Origin of the sequence: Actinomyces urogenitalis (genome assembly GCF_002861525.1) — a bacterium.
Taxonomy (GTDB): domain Bacteria; phylum Actinomycetota; class Actinomycetes; order Actinomycetales; family Actinomycetaceae; genus Actinomyces; species Actinomyces urogenitalis.
Genome location: NZ_PKHA01000006.1, coordinates 66,718 through 83,919 on the forward strand (window position 1 = coordinate 66,718; position 17,202 = coordinate 83,919).

Sequence of the window (17,202 nt, forward strand, 5' to 3'; positions counted from 1 at the left end):
CGCCGGCCGGCGTCCAGGGCGTCAGGGGACGACGACGTGTAGGGCCCCCGCCTCGACCTCCACCTCCAGGCGCCTGGTGCTCCCGGCGGTGTCGCCGTCGAGCTCGAAGGGGATCTCCCGCTCGGCCTCGATGAGGATGTGGTGTCCGCTGGTGGTTGGGAAGCCGGACATGTCCCGGCCGGTGAGGACCTGGGCGCCGAGCTTGGCCCAGTCAGTGGCCTTGTCCGGGCTGGCGATGAGCAGGTCGACCTGGGCGTCGGTGGGGGAGGCGTCGTGGAAGAGTGTCATGCCGCCGGTGATCGTGCCGACGTTGCCGAGCAGGGCCATGACGGCCTGGTGCTCGACCGGCTCGGCGTCGTCCACGGTGACCGTGATGGTGAAGGGATCGGGCACGGCGTTCTGCACGGCGGCCACGGCGTAGGCGCCGGAGCGGATGACCTTCTTGAGATCGTCGCTCGTGTCCTCCATGATCTGGGCGTCCAGGCCCATGCCCGCCATGACGACGAAGCGCTCCTGGCCGGCGTCGCTGACGGCGTGGACGACGTCGATCGCCTGGCTGCGGCCGTTGAGCGCCAGGCGCAGTGCGGCGTCGGTGTCCAGCGGGACTCCAAGGTTGCGGGCGAGCAGGTTGCCGGTGCCAGAGGGCAGGAGCGCCATGGGCGTGTCGGTTCCGGCAAGCTCGGAGGAGACGGCGCGTACGGTGCCGTCCCCGCCGGCCACCATGACGAGGTCCACCCCGGCCTCCAGCGCTCGGCGTGCGGCCTCGTGCCCAGGGTCCTCCGGCGTCGTCTCCAGCCAGGTCGTGGGGTGCCAGCCGGCGGCCAAGACCTCGGCCTCGACCCGGCGTCGTAGCAAGGACAGGTCATCGAACTTGGTGGGGTTGAGGATGACGGCTGCCCGCTTGTCCGCGCTGCCCTCGGGCAGGCCCAGGTGGGCCCAGCCGGACAGGATCGTGGTCATGCCGCCGATCGTCAGTGCCAGGTTGGCTACCGCCACACCCAGCAGGACGGCGCCGACGGCGTCGGAGATGTGGATCAGGGCCATCGTCCACTGGGCCACGGCGGTGAGGACGACGGCGGCCACACCCACGCCGGCCCAGCGGGCGACGATCGAGGTGGAGCGGCGGTGGGCGCGGGTCAGGGTGACCAGTACCCACGCCAGGATCGTCATGGCCGTGACGTGGCTGGCCGGGTAGGCCCCGCCAAAGTGGGAGATGGAGTCCGCGAAGGCGGTGTGGGGGCGCGGCCGGTCGATCATGAAGGCCAGGACCGCCTGGGCGGGCAGTCCGGCGGCGGCTACGGCCAGCGCCAGGGACAGGCGGCGCATGCGGGCCTTGTAGGAGAAGACTGCGACCGCGGCGATGAGGATGAGGGTGAAGACCGGGTGGGTGAGCAGGGAGAAGGCTTCGGCCACCTGCCCGCGGACCGATCGCGGGGGCAGGAAGGGCGGGCGCAGGAGCCGGTCGAGCCAGGTCAGGCGCCCGGAGAGGGTGAGCCAGGTCCACAGGGCGAACAAGATCGTGGAACCGAGGGTGAGGCTGATCTCGGGGGAAGTCCAGAGGCGACGTGCCAAGGAGCCCCTGGGTGTCGGCGTCGTACTCATCAGGCAATAAGTCTAACGGGAGGAACCGCCCGGGCTGGTTCCCGGCGAGCCGCGGCGCTTACCGCCTACCTCCGTCGGTTGAGGTGGGGAACAGTCGGTTTGGTTGTGGCGGGGATGGGGTTCGACTGTTGAGGGCCTAAAGCGATGGATTTGGGGGGCAAGCGGGGGCAGCCAGGCGGGTGCGGAGGGCTGCAGGCCCCAGGCGACGGAAAAACTTAAGCCCGGAACCTCAACGTGTTGAGATTCCGGGCTTCTCGTCGGGGTGGCGGGATTTGAACCCACGACCTCTTCGTCCCGAACGAAGCGCGCTACCAAACTGCGCCACACCCCGTGTGCAGCGGAAACTATATCGACCCCAGAGCCGGCATGGGAAATCAAGGCACTGAGGGGTGGGTCACCTCGCGGTGGCCGACGTCGATGCTGCGCGGCCCCGAGCGCGCACCCGCGCGGCCCCGAGCGCGCGACGTCGCACCGGTGCGGCCCGGCCTGCGGTGACGACCGTCGCCTCAGGACGCCGGCACGAGAGTGAGCAACGTGGCCTCGGGCCGGCAGGCCAGGCGCACCGGCGTGTAGGGGCTGGTGCCCAGACCTGCGGACACGTGCAGGAACATGTGGTCGGCCGCTGCAGGGTCGGACATCCGCCCCGGGTAGCGAGACAGCCCTGAGGCCCGTGCGGCATCGAGGTCGCAGTTGGTCACCAGCGCCCCGTAGCCGGGCACGCAGAGCTGGCCGCCGTGGGTGTGCCCGGCCATGGCTAGGTCGACGTCGTCCCGGCTCATGGCGTCCAGCACCCGGCGGTAGGGGGCGTGGGTCAGGCCCAGCCGCAGCGGGCGGCCCTCGCGGTTACGCACCGGCTCTACGACGTCGTCGGGCGAGGAAGCAGGCTCGGGGTAGGCGTCTCGGTCCGCGTGCGGGTCATCCACGCCCACCAGCTCGATGCTCCGGCCGCGCACCTCCAGGGTCCCGCGCGCGTTGCCCAGGTCAGCCCAGCCTCCCGAGGCCTGCAGGTCTCGGACTGCTCGCCAGGGCAGAGCCTCGACGTCCTCGGCGTCTTCGGGTGAGTCGGCGCTACGCGGGTCGGCGCGCAGGTAGCGGGTCGGCAGCTTGAAGACCGTCGAGTGGTAGTCGTGGTCGCCCATGACGAAGGCGCCGGGCAGGCCGAGGAAGGGCTCCAGCGCCTGGCCGAGCGGGAGCAGCCCGCTGGCGAAGGAGAGGTTGTCCCCGGTGTTGACGACGACGTCGGGGTGCAGCTCAGCCAGCCCTCGCACCCAGTCCACACGCGCCTGGGTGCGGTCAGTCAGGTGCAGGTCGGACAGGTGGAGGATCGTGATCGGCTCCTGACCACGGGCCAGGACGGGGACGCTTCGACGCCGCAGGACGGGCATCCGTGCCTCAACCAGGGCGTAGCCGAGCAGTCCAAGGCCTGCGGCGGTGCCGAGCCCGAGAAGACGGCGGGCGCCTCGGCCAGCGCCCGCCTGGCTACTCACCGTCCTCCTCGTAGTAGTACTCCTCCTCGGCGGCCGGGGCCTCCTCGGTGGTCTCGGACTCCTCGTGCTCCTCCTGCGGCTCCGGAGCGGGCGGGATACCCAGGCTGACCTGGTTGAACTGCTCGGCGGGCGCGCCGGCCAGAGCGGCGTCCATATAGGTCTTCCACAGCGGCGCCGGGGCGTCCGAGCCGTACATCGTGGCGTAGTAGCGCCCGCCGATGACCTGACGGTTCATGGCGTAGTACCCGTCCGAGTGCCCGAGCCACACGGCCGCGGACAGGCTGGGGGTGTAACCGACGAACCAGGCGTTGTCCATGTCGTCGGTCGTCCCGGTCTTGCCAGCGGCCGGGCGCCCGGCCGCCAGGATCGCTCCGCGTCCTGTTCCGGACGAGGAAAGGACCGTGGTGAGGGTGAGACTGACCTGGTCAGCCGCCTCGGCGGTCATGACCTGGCTGCAGGAGGCCGAGGGAACCTTCATCTCGGTGCCGTCGGCGTCGAGGATCTTGTCGATGGCGATGGGCTTGCAGTACACGCCGTGGGCGGCGAAGGTCGCGTAGGCGTTGGCCATCTGGAGCGCGGTGACCTCCTGGGACCCCAGGGCGATCGAGGGCACCGCCGTCAGGGGCTCACCGGAGTTGGTCGTCACGCCCATCTTGGCGGCTAGCGAAGTGATGTTGCAGATGTCCATCGCCGCCGTCATGCGTGCGTAGCCGACGTTGATCGACATCCTGGTGGAGTCGATGACGTTGTGCGTGCCGCCTTCTGAGGGGGAGGCGTTACCCACCTTCCAGGTGTCCGCTGCCCCGGGGTTGCAGGAGATGTTCCACGTGGAGGCGGGGAAGGTAGTAGGCGAGGTGTTGAAGCTCGTGTAGCCCGAGCGGCCTTCCTGGTACCACTCAGCCAGGACGAACCCCTTGAAGGTTGATCCGGGCTGGAAGCCGGAGGTGCCTTTGGAGTTCTCCACGCCTCCGTGGTTGGCGTCCACGCCCAGTGAGATCTGGGTGGCCGTGGGGTCCTCGGGCGTGGCGTCGCCGTAGTTGGTGTTCTGGGCGATCGCCAGCACGCGGCCGGTTCCGGGCTCTACCGAGACCAGGGCGGCCTTGACGTTGGAGGGGTCACCGGTGGGGACGTAGGCCTGGACGGCAGCGTCGGCAGCTGCCTGCTTGGCCGGGTCCATCGTCGTGGTGATGGTCAGGCCTCCGCGCAGCAGCAGCTGGCGGCGGGAGGCGGCGTCGTCGCCGTACAGGTCAGAGTTCTCGATCTCGGAGACGGCGTACTCGCAGAAGTAGGCGGCCGATCCGGCAGCCGCGCAGCCACCCACCGAGTTGGTGACGTGGAGGAGGTCAGCGATCTGGACCTGGACGGCCTGGTCGTAGTCCTCCTTGCTGATGAACTCCTCCTCGTACATCTTCTTCAGCACCCAGTCCATGCGGCTCTTGGCCTTGTCTGGGTGGGTGACCGGGTCATAGAGACCGGGAGCGTTGGTCAGGCCCGCCAGCAGCGCGGCCTCGGGGATGGACAGCTCAGCGGCGGAGTGAGAGAAGAAGTGCCGCGAGCTGGCCTCCGCCCCGTAGGTGGAGGGGCCGAAGGCGGCGATGTTGAGGTAGCCCTCCAGGATCTGCTGCTTGGAGTACTTCTGCTCCAGGGTCAGGGCGTACTTGATCTCGCGCAGCTTGCGGGCGTAGGTCGTCTCGGTGGCGGCACGGATGGCTGCGGCGTCGTCCTTCTGGAGCCCGGCCTCGATGAGCACGTTACGCACGTACTGCTGGGTCAGGGTGGAGGCACCCTGTGAGCCTCCGGAGGCGTTGGAGACGAAGGCGCGCACGATACCGGTGGGGTCCACGCCCTTGTGCTGGTAGAAGCGCTGGTCCTCCACGGCCACGATCGCGTTCTGCATATTCGTCGAGATCTGGTCCAACGGGACGACGATGCGGTTCTCGGCGTAGAACTGGGCCAGGTCGGTCCCGTCCGCAGCCTTGATGACGGAGACCTGACTGGGCTCCAAGACGTTGAAGTCCGAGGGCAGCTCGTCGAAGAGCTGCTGTGAGGCCTTGGTGACCGCGGAGGCTGCGCCGATGAAGGGGGCGGCGAAGCCGGCGGTCACGATGCCTCCTGCTGTGGACAGCAGGAGGAAGACCAGCAGCATCGAGACGACCTGGGCCGGCGTGAGCGAGCGATCGCGCGAGGAGGACTGCGACATGGGGTCCAGAGTACGTGCCCGCGGGCTCATGGCGCTGTGGGGCACGACGCGAAGGGCCTGGATAGTGTCTGGGCAGCGGCCCAATGGCGGCGGTCCCACCCTGGCCGACGTCGCCCGCGAGCGCGAGCGTGTACACCGTCCAGACCGTTCGTGCACGGTAAATGAGATGCCTGGTGATGTGGATTTGGTCAATTCGCCGGAGGTGACATACGGTTACTATGTGACGCGGCCGACACTGGCGTCGGCTCGCTGTAAGGAAGGTTGTGAGAAGACGATGACCGACCAGACATGGGCTGTCCGTGCAGCCTGCGCCACCGTCGAGCCAGATCAGTTGTTCGGCAAGGGCGCCGAGCAGCGTGACGCTCGCTCGCTGTGCTTCTCCTGCCCGGTGCGGATGGAGTGCCTGGCGGAGGCCCTGGACTCGGAGTCCTCCTTCGGCGTGTGGGGCGGACTGACCGAGCGCGAGCGTCGGGCTCTGCTGCGTCGTTTCCCCGAGGTCACGGACTGGGGTGCCTGGCTGCGTCGCGAGGACGACGAGCTCATCGCCGAGATCCACGCTCGTCGCGCTCCCCGGATCCTGGCAAGGGTGCGCTGAGCGTGCCACGGCCGGTCTGACGGCTGTCAGTACTGGTCGGCGTCCTTGCGGGCCCGTAGGCTGCGCCCATGACTACATGGGAGTACGCCACCATCCCCCTGCTCACGCACGCCACCAAGCAGATCCTCGATCAGTGGGGTGCTGACGGCTGGGAGCTCGTCCAGGTCGTGCCCGGCCCCACGGGCTCGGACAACCTCGTCGCCTACCTCAAGCGCCCCAAGCAGGGCTGAGCCCCGGGATCCAGCATCGACGACGGCGCCGCCACCAACGCGTAGAAGGTGGCGGCGCCGTCGTGGTGGCGCAGGCGTGCTCAGCGAGCGCGACGACGCAGGCGGTCGATGTCCAGCAGCGTGACCGCGCGGCCCTCCAGGCGGATCCAGCCGCGGGAGACGAACTCGGCCAGGGACTTGTTGACCGTCTCGCGCGAGGCTCCGACCAGCTGGGCGAGCTCCTCCTGAGTGAGGTCGTGCGGGACGTGGACGCCGTCCTCGGTGGTCGAGCCGAAGCGGTCGGCCAGGTCGAGCAGGGCCTTGGCCACGCGGCCGGGCACGTCGGAGAAGACCAGGTCGGCCAGGGCCGTGTTGGTGCGGCGCAGACGCTGGGCCAGGGCGCGCAGCATGTCCTTGGCGAGCGTGGGGTGGGTCTCGATGAAGCTCATGAGCTGGGTGTGCTCCAGCGAGAGCAGGTCCGTGGGGGCCACGGCCGTGGCGGTGGTCGAGCGCGGGCCCGGGTCGAACAGGGTCAGCTCACCGACGATCTCGCCGGGGCCCAGGACCGCGAGGAGGTTCTCGCGGCCGTCGGGAGAGGCGTGACCGAGCTTGATCTTGCCGGACAGCAGGACGTACAGGCGGTCGCCGCTGTCGCCCTCGTTGAAGAGCGTCTCGCCACGGCGCAGGGTCGTCTGCGTCATCATGGCGCGCAGTTCCTCCTGCTCCTCCGGGCTCATGCCCTCGAAGAGCGGGATCTTGGAGATGATGCTTTCGTCCACGAAGGTCCTCCTGAATGTGGTCGATGGGGCCTGAGCGGGCCGTCCCCCGCCTATCTTGCCACGGTCTGTGACCTGTGGCACGCCGTCGAGCATTGTAGTCTCGCCGTGGCGCAGGTCAAATACCCATTCGGTCGAAACACAGGGATCGCGCAGCGGCCCGGGAGGGAAGAGCATGACCGCCGAGGACCACAGTGCTCTGGCCGCCCGCGCGGCCCAGGTCGATGACGAGCTCGCCGGGCTCTACCCGGACGCGCACTGCGCCCTGGACCATGACGGCCCCTTCCAGCTGCTCGTCGCCACCGTGCTGTCCGCCCAGACCACGGACAAGCGGGTCAACACCGTCACCCCGGGGCTCTTTCAGACCTATCCCGACGCCGCCGCGCTCGCCGGCGCGGACCGGGCGGACCTGGAGGAACGGCTGCGGCCCTTGGGGATGCAGCGCACGCGGGCCGAGCGCCTCATCGGCCTGGGCGAGGAGCTGACCGCCGCCTTCGACGGCGTCGTGCCTCGCACCCGCGAGCAGCTCACCAGCCTGCCGGGGGTGGGGCGCAAGACAGCCAACGTGGTGCTGGGCAACGCCTTCGCCACGCCGGCCATCACCGTGGACACGCACGTGGGGCGCCTGTCGCGGCGTCTGGGATGGACCGAGCACAAGGACCCGCTCAAGGTGGAGAAGGACATCGCCTCCCTGTGGGACCCCACGCGCTGGACCGACGGGTGCCACCGGCTCATCAAGCACGGGCGGGCCGTCTGCCACGCCCGCTCGCCACGCTGCGAGCAGTGCCTGCTGCTTGCGGCCGGGCTGTGCCCGCAGGTCGGGGTCTGAGGCACCGCCGTGGACGGGGGAGGGCGGCTACTGGGCGGGAACGAGGTCAGCCAGGAAGGGCAGCAGGACCTCGGTGAGCTGGTTTGGCGCCTCCTCCTGCGGGAAGTGGCCGACGCCGTGGATGGTCACCTGCTGCAGGCGTCCTGCCACGTGGTGGGTGTCGCGCGCGTAGGCCTGGGCCGGCTGGACCGGGTCAACCTGCCCCTGGACGGACATGACGGGGACCTGCACGGCGGGCTCCAGCGCCGCCAGCGTCTGGCGTCCGAGCAGCATGTCGCGCAAGGTCTCCAGCGCCGAGTGCGCTGCCCCGGGCCTGGCCAGCAGCGCGGCGTAGTAGCCGGCGGCCTCGGTGACCTGGGCGCGGGTGCGAGGACCCGCCCACGAGCGCAGCAGACGCTCCATGCCGGCCTGGGTGGCCAGGGTGCGCTCGGGCAGGAGAGGGACCTTGAAGGACAGGTACTGCAGGGCGGCTCCTGACAGCAGGCGGCCGCGCAGCGAGCGCACGGCGACCGGGTGGGGAGCGCTGACCGGCACGATGCCTCGGACCGTGGAGGAGAACCGGTTGGCCGTGACCCAGGCCACGTGCCCGCCCAGGCCGTGACCGACGACGACGGCGGACTCGTGCCCGAGCGCCCGGATGGCCCCGTGCACGTCGTCGGCCAGGCTGACCAGGTCATAGCCCGACGGCGGCCGGTCCGAGCCGCCGAAGCCGCGCAGGTCGAGGGCCGCCACGCGGTGGCCCTCCCGGGCCAGGGCGGGCATGACGTGGCGCCAGGTCCACCAGCACTCCGGGAAGCCGTGCAGCAGGACCACGAGCGGGCCGGTGCCCTCGGCGTCGTTCAGCGGGGACTCGGGCCCGGCGAGGGCGGCGTGGAAGCGCGTGCCGCCGGCGGACAGGTCACGGTGCGTCCAGGGGCCGGGGCGGTAGACGTTGACAGGCACGCAGGCACTCTAGCCAACCGGTGGCGCGGCCAGGCTGTTTCGAGGCGGCCCGCACCCACGGGTCGTGCCCTCTAGCCCAGCAGCAGGGACGCTGCGACGTAGACCCCGGTACCGCCGACCAGCGACAGGGCGATGGAGCGGCGCCACAGGTGCAGCGCCGCCGTCGCCCCGATCCCACCCAGGTAGGGCACCCAGGAGGCCGGGGAGGACGTCACCCCGGCCAGGGTGTAGGCCACGAGGACCACCATGACGCCCAGCGGCATCGTGCGGGACAGGAAGTCGAGCAAGGGTCTGGCGGGACGGCCACGCAGCAGCACGAAGGGTGCCAGGCGGCAGGCGAAGGTGATAGCGGCGACGACGGCGACGGCCACGGCGATCTCGGCAGGGCTCAGCACGGGTGCTCCTGGGAGCCAGGGCAGGTGGCAGCGCTCGGTGCAACGGTCTGGGCCGGGCTGGGTGCTGAGGTGACGCGCCCGCCCGTGGCGCGTCCTCGCCACAGGTACAGGGCGCTCAGTCCCGCTGCCAGCAGGCTCAGGGAGACCAGCAAGGTGGCCTGACCGCCGATGACGAGGCCGGCGGTTCCTGCCACGACCCCCAGCGCCAGCACGGCCCGGTCAGGGTTGGACCGCCAGTTCTCGATCGCCAGGACCACGAAGAGCGAGGTCAGGACGAAGCCGAGCAGCTCGATGCGCTCACCCACCGCGGAGGCGAGCCAGCTGCCGGCCAGCGCCCCCACGCAGTTCCCCAGGAACCAGGAGGCCTGGCTGACGGCCTCCACGCTCAGCAGGTAGCGCCCGCTCATCCGGCTGCGGTCCTTGGACGCCAGCAGGGCGTAGACCTCGTCGGTGATGGCGTGGACCGCGTACAGGCGCGTGGCCAGCCTGCCGCGCACGCGGTTGAGGGGAAAGCCGAGGCCGTAGAAGACGTGGCGGCCGGAGACGAAGAGCGCGGACAACGCGATCGTGGCCAGGCAGGCCCCGCCGGCCACGAGCGGCACCAGCAGCATCTGCATGGTACCGGAGTAGATGACCAGGCTCCACACGGCCGCCCACCACCACTCCAGGCCCGCGGCGGCCAGCAGGGCGCCGGCAGCCGCCCCCAGGGTGAGGTAGCCGATGACGACGGGGACGGCGTCACGCAGCCCGTCGCGCACACAGGTCATGCGGGCTCAGCCCACGTGGCGCACGCGGTCGATGACCTCCTGCTCGCGCCGCCCGGCCCGGCGCGCCGAGTGGGAGGCGACCCCGACCATGACCAGGGCCAGGCCCACCGCCAGGAAGCGGCCGGAGACGGCGTCGGACCAGATCATGGTGGCCACGTCCTTGCCGAGCGTGGACTGCTCGGCCAGGCGCGTGAGGAAGGGGGACAGCGCGGCGTCCACGGGACCGGGGGCCACGAGCCCGGGCAGCCCGGCGACCAGCGTGATCGCGCCGACGACGAAGGTCCCCAGCGAGGAACGGCGAGCCGTCCACAGCGCCAGGACGAGCAGGAGACAGCCCACGACGAGCTCGATGACCCCGCGCGTGGTGATGGCAAAGCGGTAGGCCTCGGTGGCCCCCACGAGGTGGGTGGCGGCGTCGTGGAGGAAGAACCAGGCCGGCGGCAGCAGGACGAGGGAGAGCAGCACCCCGGCCCAGTGGGCCGCAGCGCGTGAGGCCGGCCGCCCGACGACCACCGAGCCGTCCAGGAGGATGTCCTCCTCGCTGCGCGGCTCAGGGGTGCGGCGCGGCCACACGGGAGTCATCGGGGCGTCGTCGTCCTCGTCCTGGGCGCTCGCGGCGGCCTCGGCCGGGCTCGTCACGCTCGTGGGCTCTCCCGGCGCCGTGGAAGCCTCAGAGGGCTGCGCGGCCTCGGCCTGCTCGGCGGCCTCGCGGTGGGCCTCCTCCTCGCGGGCGAAGAGGGAACGACGGCGCACCGCGGTGGTGGAGGGATCGTCCTGCGTGGCGGCGTGCCTGGCGGCCCGGCGGCCGGGGGCGGACTGAGCCTCCTGCTCCACGGCGGCCTCAGGTGGGGTCTGGGCCGACGGCGTGGGGGCGCCGGCGCGTGCGGCCGGGGCGATGAGGACCTCGGGGGCCGGGTCGGGGCTGGCTGAGGTCGGCGCACCGCCGGTGACCGGGTTGGTCTGCGCCGCGGCGGGCTCGGCGTCGTCCAGGACGGGGGTGGGGCCAGGGACCTCAAGGTCGTCGGAGACCAGCTCGGTGGAGGCAGGTGTCAGGACGGAGCCGGCCGGGTCGACGTGCTCGGCCTCCTGGGCCGTGCCGTGGTCCTCGGGACGGCGGGGAGTTGCTGTGGTCACGGGGTCCTCCTTCTCGCCCCGTTACGGTAGCGGCGCGAGGGCGCCAGGGCGTGGAGGCGTGCCGGTCAGGCCGCGGAGGTCTCCAGGCCGGCGGTCCGTGCGCGGACGAGCTCCTCGGCGTGTCCCTGACGCCGGGCCAGGTGGGAGCCCCAGCCGATGCCGCTGAGCAGGACGCCTGCGCTCACCAGGGTCATGGCGTCAGGGGCCCAGGCGAGCAGGCGGTCCACGAGTGAGTCGAAGGGCATATCCGGCCAGGCCGGGGCCACGAGCGCCGGGAGGCTGATGAGGATGAGCGCGATGCCAGTGGCTCGTGCCCCCAGGCTTGAGCGGCCCGTGGCGGCTCCGGTCACCGCCAGGAGGAGGAAGGCTCCAGCGGCCGCGGCCAGAGCGCCCCACGAGGCCTGCCCGGTGCCGTCCAGCGCCGCGTGAGGGCCACGGGCGAGGATGACGAGAGCGAGAGCGAGGGCGGCCACGCTCAGTGCCAGCGTGAGCAGGTGGGCGCGCCGACGCGAGGGCGGTGCGCTGGGGGTGACGCCCAGTGCGCGATCGGCCTGCGCCAGCCGCATGGCCGTGCGCGCCTGCTCACGCCCGCCTCGGCGCGCCGACCTCATTCCCCAGGCCCCGCCAGTCAGCAGGGCGCTAGTCAGGAGCAGGACGCCCGTCGTGGCGACCGGAGGGAGCCACGGTGGGCAGACGGTGGCGGCGCCGTCGGCAAGGCAGATCAGGGCGAGCTGACCAGCCAGGGCCATGAGGCCCGCCACCAGGCCTCCCAAGGAGGAGCGGGCGGCGAACAGCGCCTGGCAGGCGCAGACCATGACGAGCAGGACGAGGAGGTGGAAGGCAGCCAGCCCCAGCCTGCCCTGGGAGGCGAAGTGCCCGGTCCCGCCCGTGAGCAGGATTGTCACCGGAGCCAGGAGCAGGCCCACCAGGCCGGCCAGGGCGTGGTCCCGACGGCGACCGCGAGGCGCCACGGGGATCCCGCCACCGGGAGTCAGAGGGGCCGGGGCGCCGTCGGAGGAGTACGTCATGCTCACGGGCGCGAGCCTAGCGGCCTGCCGGCAGCTCAGGGCGGCCCCTTAGTCTGAGCGCGTGAGCCCGGACCTTGCCTCCCACCCCCAGGCCGTGATCGAGGCCCTCGCAGCCCTGGCTGGCCAGCCGCGCGTGCGCCAGGCGCAGGAGGCGCTGCGCGAGGCCTCCGCCGAGCTGCGCTGGAACGAGGCGCTGCGACGGCGCTGGCGTGAGGCCCGCTCAGAGTCCTGCGTGCGTGGGGCGGTGGCCTCGGCCGCGGTCGAGGGGGCGGTGGTACCGGCCTCCCTCCTGCGCGAGTGCGTGGCGAGCGGCTCGCTCTCCCGCGCCGTGACCGGTGACGCCAGCCTGGACGCGGCGGCGGGACTGTGGCGCGCCCAGACCCGGGTGACGCAGTGGATGGCTCCGCTGCGGGGCAACCAGCGCCCCACGCCGCCGCCGGCAGCCGCGCTTCTGGCGACTCTTCACCGCGACGTGACCGGGCCCCTGGCCGCCGGCGGACGCCTGCCCTTGACCGAGGTGGGCGCCGCGCGGCTGGAGGAGCAGGCCGCGCGCGAGGGTGGTCCGGGGCCGGCGCCCCACGGTGAGGAGCTCTCCCAGCGTCGCGCCGCCCTCATGGAGCTGCTGGAGATCGAGGGAGCGCCGGCTCTGGTGCGCTGCGCCGTCGTCCACGCCGAGATGGTGTGTGCGCGCCCCTTCACTGCCGGCAACGCGGCGGTGGGGCGTCTGCTCGTGCGTTACCTGGCCACCCGTGACGGCCTGGAGCCTACGGGGGTGGCGGTGCCGGACCTGTATGCGGCCAGGGCGCCTGGCGCCTACGCGCAGGCCCTGGCGGCCTACGCCACCGGGAGCCTGGAGGGCGTGGTGTCCTGGATCGTGTGGCAGGCCGAGGCTTTGCTCCTGGGCATCCAGGAGGCCCAGGCCGTGTGCCGGGCCGTGCAGGCAGGGACGACCGCCTTAGCGGCGCCTCCAGGTCAGCCAGGCGGCCAGGGCTCCCACGGCGCCTAGCGCCAGGGCCGAGGTCAGGGCCTCGGCCTGCTCGGGGCGCAGTTGCAGTGCTGCGGGCACCGGCGGGGCCAGCGGACGCCTGAGGGTCAGGGGCCGCTGGAAGTCCCTCACCATCCAGCCGGCCTGGGTCGCGTGGTGGCGCAGCTCGCGGTCCGGGTTGACGGCGACGGGGTGGCCCACGGCCTGGAGCATCGGCAGGTCTGAGACCGAGTCGGAGTAGGCCCACGAGGCTGCCAGGTCGATGCCGTGGGCGGCGGCGTCAGCCTCCAGCGCCTCGACCTTGGCGCCGTGGAGCAAGGATCGGGCGATCGCGCCGGTGAAGCGTCCCTCGGCGTCGGTCTCCATCTGCGTGGCCACCGCCCGGTCAGCGCCCACCAGGGCTGCGACCGGCTCGACCATCTCCTCCACGGAGGCCGAGACGATGACGACGTCGTGACCAGCCTCGTGATGAGCCTGGATGAGGTCCAGGGCCTCGGCGTAGACGGCCGGCTCGATCGCGGTGGACAGGGCCTGGTCCACCACCTCCTGGAGCCGACGGCGCTCCAGTCCGGCGGACATGGCGGCCAGCTGGCGCATGAGCCGTGCCGAGTGCTCCTCGTCCGCGCCCATGAGGAGGTAGGGCAGCTGGGCCACGACCCCGCGGGCCAGGGCGGAGGTGGAGATGAGCCCGGAGCGGCGCATCGGGTCGCCCAGGGCGAAGGTGGTGGAGGTCGCCAGCACGGTCTTGTCCAGGTCGAAGTAGGCGGCGCGGCGGGGTGCCTTGTCCACGATGACCTCCTGAGCCTCGTGCGGGTGGCCGGACGGCTGCTGGTTCCCTCGCATCGTACCGAGCCCGGGCTCCACAGGCAGGTCTCGTGACACCCCTGTCCACAGGGCTCGATCGGCCCAGGTGCGCCGGCACGGCAGGGGGGAGCACGCTCGGAGCAGGCGCCTGCCCGCGAGCCGGCCTCACCCGAGGCAGCCCGAGCCCGACCGCGCCGGCGAGCCCAGGAGGAGAGATGACCCGACCGAGCCCAACTGACCTGAAGACCGCGCCTGCTCGCCAGGCAGCGAACCAGCCTGAGGCCCGCCCGCCGGGGGCGGTGGTCGCCGTCGTTGCCGCCCGCGGGGGCCTGGGAGCCTCCTGCCTGTCCCTTCTCCTGGCACGCGCCCTGACGGTGGCCGGCCAGAAGGTCGCGCTCGTGGACGCAGACCCCGCCGGAGGGCTTGGCCTGCTCATGGGGACCGGGCCGGGGCCCGGGCTGCGGTGGGCGGACCTGCCGCAGCAGGAAACGGCCTTCCGCGTCAGCAGGCTCGTGGACGCCCTTCCCACCTGGCTGGGCATGAGGGTGATGACCGGGGACACCAGGGGCGGAGCGCGAAGCGAGGAGATCCTCGCGCCCGTGATCACGGCCCTGGCCAGCGTGCACGACGTCGTCGTCGTGGACCTGCCGCGCACCCTGCCGGTCCCACCGCAGGCCACGGTCCTGCTGCTCACGGCGCTCGACCTGCGCTCAGCAGCGGCCGCGCGGGTGCTTGCGCGGCGGATCGCGGGCGAGAGCCAGCGCCCGGTGCGTCTGGTGGTGCTGCAGGAGGGGGAGGACATCGACGTCGACGGTCTGGTGCGCACGACCGGGTGCCAGGTGATCGGTCCTATGGCCGTGGACCGATCGGTGGCCCAGCGCACTGCCAGGGGTGACGACGTCACACGCGGACGCGGTCGCGCACGCCGAGACGCCCGCGCCCTGGCCCACGCCCTCCTGGAAGAGCTTCAAGGCGTGGTGGCAGCGCCGTGAGCGGAGCGGAGGAGCTGGAGCGGGTGCGCGGCGCGCTGGCACGGGGTGCGAGCCTGAGCACCGCGCTGGAGGAGGAGAGCGACGCCGCCACCGGCATGGAGGGGTTGGCACGGCTCCATGAGCGCGTCCACCGCGAGGTCGAGGGAGCCGGCTCCTGGCTGCAGCCCCTGCTAGAGACCGACGGCGTCACGGACGTGCTCGTGGGAGCGGGGCGCAGCTGGATCGACCGGGGCCGCGGCCTGGAGGAGGTCCACCACGACCTGCCCGAGGACCAGGTGCGTGCGCTGGCCGTGCGCATGGCGGCCAGCGCTGGCAGACGCCTGGATGAGGCAAGCCCCGTCGTCGACGCCACGCTGGCCGACGGCACCCGGCTCAATGCCGTCCTGCCCCCGTTGAGCGCGGACGGCACCCTCATCTGCCTGCGCACGAGCCGCCCCCAGGCCTTCAGCCTGGCCGAGCTGATCGCGGCGGGCACGCTGACCCCGAGCCTGGCCGAGGTCCTGGCCGCCCTCGTGGCGGGACGGGCCTCCTGCTTGGTCACCGGCGCCACGGGCACCGGCAAGACGACCCTGCTGGCATCCCTGCTCTCCCTGGTGGAGCCCACTGAGCGCATCGTGTGCATCGAGGAGGCCAGCGAGCTGCGGCCCAACCACCCTCACGTCATCCACCTGCAGGAGCGTCAGGCCAACGTCCAGGGCGTGGGAGAGGTGACGATGACCTCCCTGGTGCGTACCGCGCTGCGCATGCGCCCGGACCGCATCGTGCTGGGGGAGTGCCGTGGCCCCGAGGTCCGCGAGGTGCTCACGGCGCTCAACACCGGCCACGAAGGAGGATGGGCGACCCTGCACGCCAACGCCCCGGTAGACGTGCCAGCGCGCCTGACGGCGCTGGGCGCGCTGGCCGGAATGGACGAGGCCACCGTGGCTGCCCAGGCGGCCAGTGCCCTGGACGTCGTCATCCACCTGCAGCGGCTCGCGTGCCAAAGGAGCGGGCCAGGCGGCGGGGTGCCTGGCTCGCGCAGGGCACGGCGCGAGGAGGGCCCCAGCGTGCAGCGTGTGGTGACCTCGCTCGGGGTGCTCCTGAGGGAGGAGGACTCGGGCCGCCTCGTGTGCCGCGAGGCCCTGCACCTGCGCGACGGCGCTCTCCTGCCAGGTCCCGGACACGCTCAGCTGGTGGCGCTGCTCAGACGCGCAGGAGAGGCGGGGCTGCCATGACCCCGGCCGCGCTGCTCGTTGCGCTCCTGCTCGCGCTCGCGGTCACGGTGCTGCTCCTGCCGGCACGCCGGGACGCCAGCGTCCTGGAGCAGATCGAAAGGGGCCCGGCAGGCGGCGCGAGGCTGCCCGGGCCGAGGGCCCGGGACCTTGACCTTGGGCTGGTGCTGACCGAGGTGGCCACACTCCTGCGTGCCGGGGCCCCGACCGAACGTGCCTGGAGCCGCGCCCTGAGGCGTCACGGCCTGTGCGAGGGCGTCAGTCCGGGGACGGACGGCGTGCCACCCGCCCTGTGGCAGGTGGCCGACCTGGCATCCAGGTCCTGGCGACCGCGGCGCAAGGACGGGCGATGGGCGTGGCATCCTCCCTGGCCGCCGGGGCGACAAGGTGCGGCCAGGCGTGAGGCGACGGCGGCTGCCGTGCCCGGGGCCGTGGCCGCCTGCAGGCTGAGTGCGGCGCTCGGGGCGCCCCTGGCGGCCGTGCTGGAGGCGGTGGCGCAGGGGGTGGCGGAGTCGGGTCGGGCTGAGGCCTCGCGGCGCACCGCGTTGTCAGCACCACAGGCCACCGCCCGGTTACTGGCCTGCCTGCCGCTGCTCGGCCTGGCGCTGGGGACGGCCGTCGGCGCGCGGCCCCAGGAGGTGCTGTTGGGCGGTGGGCTGGGCAGCGTGCTGGGTCTGCTCGGGATCGGCCTCATGACGGCGGGGCACTACCTCACCCGTCGCCTCGTCCGGGCGGCCGAGTCAGCCAGCGAGGGCGTGGACGAGGCGCTGGTGCTCGACCTTGCGGCGGCGGCACTGTCCTGCGGTTCCTCCTTGCCCAGGACGCTGGAGGCTCTGGCCTCGGCCTTGGACGAGCCTGCGTGCGGCGTTGTGGCTCGTGGCCTCCTGCTGGGAGCGGGGTGGCAGGAGGCCTGGCGCGCCGCGCAGGACGAGGACTGGCGTGCGCGGCGGCAGAACCTGGAGGCCTGCCTGCGTCCGGGCTGGGAGGACGGAGCCTCGCCGGTACCGCTCCTGGCTGCTACGGCTGCCAGCCTGCGTTCGGGGCGCCAGGCGCGGGACCAGGAGGCAGCCGAACGCCTGGCCGTGCGGCTCGTGGTGCCGCTAGGGCTGTGCCACCTGCCTGCCTTCATCGCCCTGGGCATCGTGCCGGTGGTGGCCAGTCTCGGGCTGGATCTGCTGGGCGCCTAGCACTGCTACCTCATGCGTCTAGCCATGGTGCGCCATATGCGCTGTGAGGGCAGGGCGGT

General features: G+C 72.2%; 17 protein-coding genes and 1 tRNA gene. 7 read left to right on the top strand and 11 right to left on the bottom strand.

Going from position 1 to position 17,202, the window contains the following annotated elements; all coding sequences use genetic code 11:
* Positions 1-21: 21 nt before the first annotated feature.
* The 4 genes from CYJ26_RS06900 to CYJ26_RS06915 form a co-directional block, all read right to left on the bottom strand.
* On the bottom strand, positions 22-1,602 hold the full coding sequence (locus CYJ26_RS06900; protein ID WP_006547976.1) for a diacylglycerol/lipid kinase family protein: 1,581 nt from the start codon (positions 1,600-1,602) through the stop codon (positions 22-24).
* A gap of 257 nt (positions 1,603-1,859) precedes the next feature.
* Positions 1,860-1,933: transfer RNA gene (locus CYJ26_RS06905), tRNA-Pro, on the bottom strand.
* A 175-nt stretch (positions 1,934-2,108) separates the two neighbouring features.
* The gene (locus tag CYJ26_RS06910; RefSeq protein ID WP_101638202.1) at positions 2,109-2,987 is read right to left on the bottom strand and encodes a metallophosphoesterase; all 879 of its coding nucleotides are present in this window, start codon (positions 2,985-2,987) and stop codon (positions 2,109-2,111) included.
* A 94-nt stretch (positions 2,988-3,081) separates the two neighbouring features.
* The gene (locus CYJ26_RS06915; RefSeq protein WP_101638184.1) at positions 3,082-5,289 is read right to left on the bottom strand and encodes a transglycosylase domain-containing protein; all 2,208 of its coding nucleotides are present in this window, start codon (positions 5,287-5,289) and stop codon (positions 3,082-3,084) included.
* A gap of 274 nt (positions 5,290-5,563) precedes the next feature.
* Between CYJ26_RS06915 and CYJ26_RS06920 the strand changes: the two genes are divergently transcribed.
* Positions 5,564-5,884 (top strand): WhiB family transcriptional regulator, encoded by a 321-nt coding sequence (locus CYJ26_RS06920; RefSeq protein ID WP_034235990.1) that lies wholly within the window; start codon positions 5,564-5,566, stop codon positions 5,882-5,884.
* A 68-nt stretch (positions 5,885-5,952) separates the two neighbouring features.
* Positions 5,953-6,114 carry a Sp36 family protein gene (locus CYJ26_RS06925; RefSeq protein ID WP_006547980.1) on the top strand — a complete coding sequence of 54 codons (162 nt, stop codon included), beginning with the start codon at positions 5,953-5,955 and terminating at the stop codon, positions 6,112-6,114.
* A gap of 80 nt (positions 6,115-6,194) precedes the next feature.
* On the opposite strand, the gene CYJ26_RS06930 is transcribed toward CYJ26_RS06925, so the two are convergent.
* The gene (locus CYJ26_RS06930) at positions 6,195-6,872 is read right to left on the bottom strand and encodes a Crp/Fnr family transcriptional regulator (protein ID WP_034235989.1); all 678 of its coding nucleotides are present in this window, start codon (positions 6,870-6,872) and stop codon (positions 6,195-6,197) included.
* A gap of 172 nt (positions 6,873-7,044) precedes the next feature.
* On the opposite strand from CYJ26_RS06930, the gene nth reads away from it, so the two are divergent.
* On the top strand, positions 7,045-7,698 hold the full coding sequence (nth, locus tag CYJ26_RS06935; protein ID WP_101638185.1) for an endonuclease III: 654 nt from the start codon (positions 7,045-7,047) through the stop codon (positions 7,696-7,698).
* A gap of 27 nt (positions 7,699-7,725) precedes the next feature.
* On the opposite strand, the gene CYJ26_RS06940 is transcribed toward nth, so the two are convergent.
* The 5 genes from CYJ26_RS06940 to CYJ26_RS06960 all read right to left on the bottom strand — a co-directional run bounded on the left by CYJ26_RS06940 (position 7,726) and on the right by CYJ26_RS06960 (position 11,970).
* On the bottom strand, positions 7,726-8,640 hold the full coding sequence (locus CYJ26_RS06940) for an alpha/beta fold hydrolase (RefSeq protein ID WP_006547984.1): 915 nt from the start codon (positions 8,638-8,640) through the stop codon (positions 7,726-7,728).
* A 71-nt stretch (positions 8,641-8,711) separates the two neighbouring features.
* Entirely contained in the window at positions 8,712-9,035 is a 324-nt protein-coding gene (locus tag CYJ26_RS06945) for a branched-chain amino acid transporter permease (protein ID WP_034235987.1), read from the bottom strand.
* Positions 9,029-9,802, bottom strand: coding sequence for an AzlC family ABC transporter permease (locus tag CYJ26_RS06950; RefSeq protein WP_101638186.1), 774 nt, complete (start codon positions 9,800-9,802; stop codon positions 9,029-9,031). Before CYJ26_RS06950 ends, CYJ26_RS06945 begins: the two co-directional genes overlap by 7 nt.
* Before the next feature lie 6 nt (positions 9,803-9,808).
* The gene (locus tag CYJ26_RS06955; RefSeq protein WP_052039786.1) at positions 9,809-10,936 is read right to left on the bottom strand and encodes a hypothetical protein; all 1,128 of its coding nucleotides are present in this window, start codon (positions 10,934-10,936) and stop codon (positions 9,809-9,811) included.
* A 65-nt stretch (positions 10,937-11,001) separates the two neighbouring features.
* Complete coding sequence (locus CYJ26_RS06960; protein WP_145990772.1) at positions 11,002-11,970, bottom strand: hypothetical protein; 969 nt, start codon at positions 11,968-11,970, stop codon at positions 11,002-11,004.
* Positions 11,971-12,025: 55 nt separating this feature from the next.
* Between CYJ26_RS06960 and CYJ26_RS06965 the strand changes: the two genes are divergently transcribed.
* Complete coding sequence (locus CYJ26_RS06965) at positions 12,026-12,970, top strand: Fic family protein (RefSeq protein ID WP_101638188.1); 945 nt, start codon at positions 12,026-12,028, stop codon at positions 12,968-12,970.
* On the opposite strand, the gene CYJ26_RS06970 is transcribed toward CYJ26_RS06965, so the two are convergent.
* Entirely contained in the window at positions 12,920-13,738 is an 819-nt protein-coding gene (locus CYJ26_RS06970; RefSeq protein WP_231550205.1) for an HAD family hydrolase, read from the bottom strand. The genes CYJ26_RS06965 and CYJ26_RS06970 overlap by 51 nt on opposite strands.
* A 230-nt stretch (positions 13,739-13,968) precedes the next feature.
* Here CYJ26_RS06970 and CYJ26_RS06975 point away from each other — a divergent pair, with 230 nt between their 5' ends.
* From CYJ26_RS06975 to CYJ26_RS06985, 3 genes are read left to right on the top strand one after another with little or no spacing between them, the layout of a single operon-like run.
* Positions 13,969-14,745 (top strand): cellulose synthase operon protein YhjQ/BcsQ, encoded by a 777-nt coding sequence (locus tag CYJ26_RS06975; protein WP_050765632.1) that lies wholly within the window; start codon positions 13,969-13,971, stop codon positions 14,743-14,745.
* Complete coding sequence (locus CYJ26_RS06980; RefSeq protein WP_101638189.1) at positions 14,742-15,959, top strand: TadA family conjugal transfer-associated ATPase; 1,218 nt, start codon at positions 14,742-14,744, stop codon at positions 15,957-15,959. Before CYJ26_RS06975 ends, CYJ26_RS06980 begins: the two co-directional genes overlap by 4 nt.
* Entirely contained in the window at positions 15,956-17,143 is a 1,188-nt protein-coding gene (locus CYJ26_RS06985; RefSeq protein WP_034235983.1) for a hypothetical protein, read from the top strand. Before CYJ26_RS06980 ends, CYJ26_RS06985 begins: the two co-directional genes overlap by 4 nt.
* The last annotated feature ends 59 nt before the right edge of the window (positions 17,144-17,202 follow it).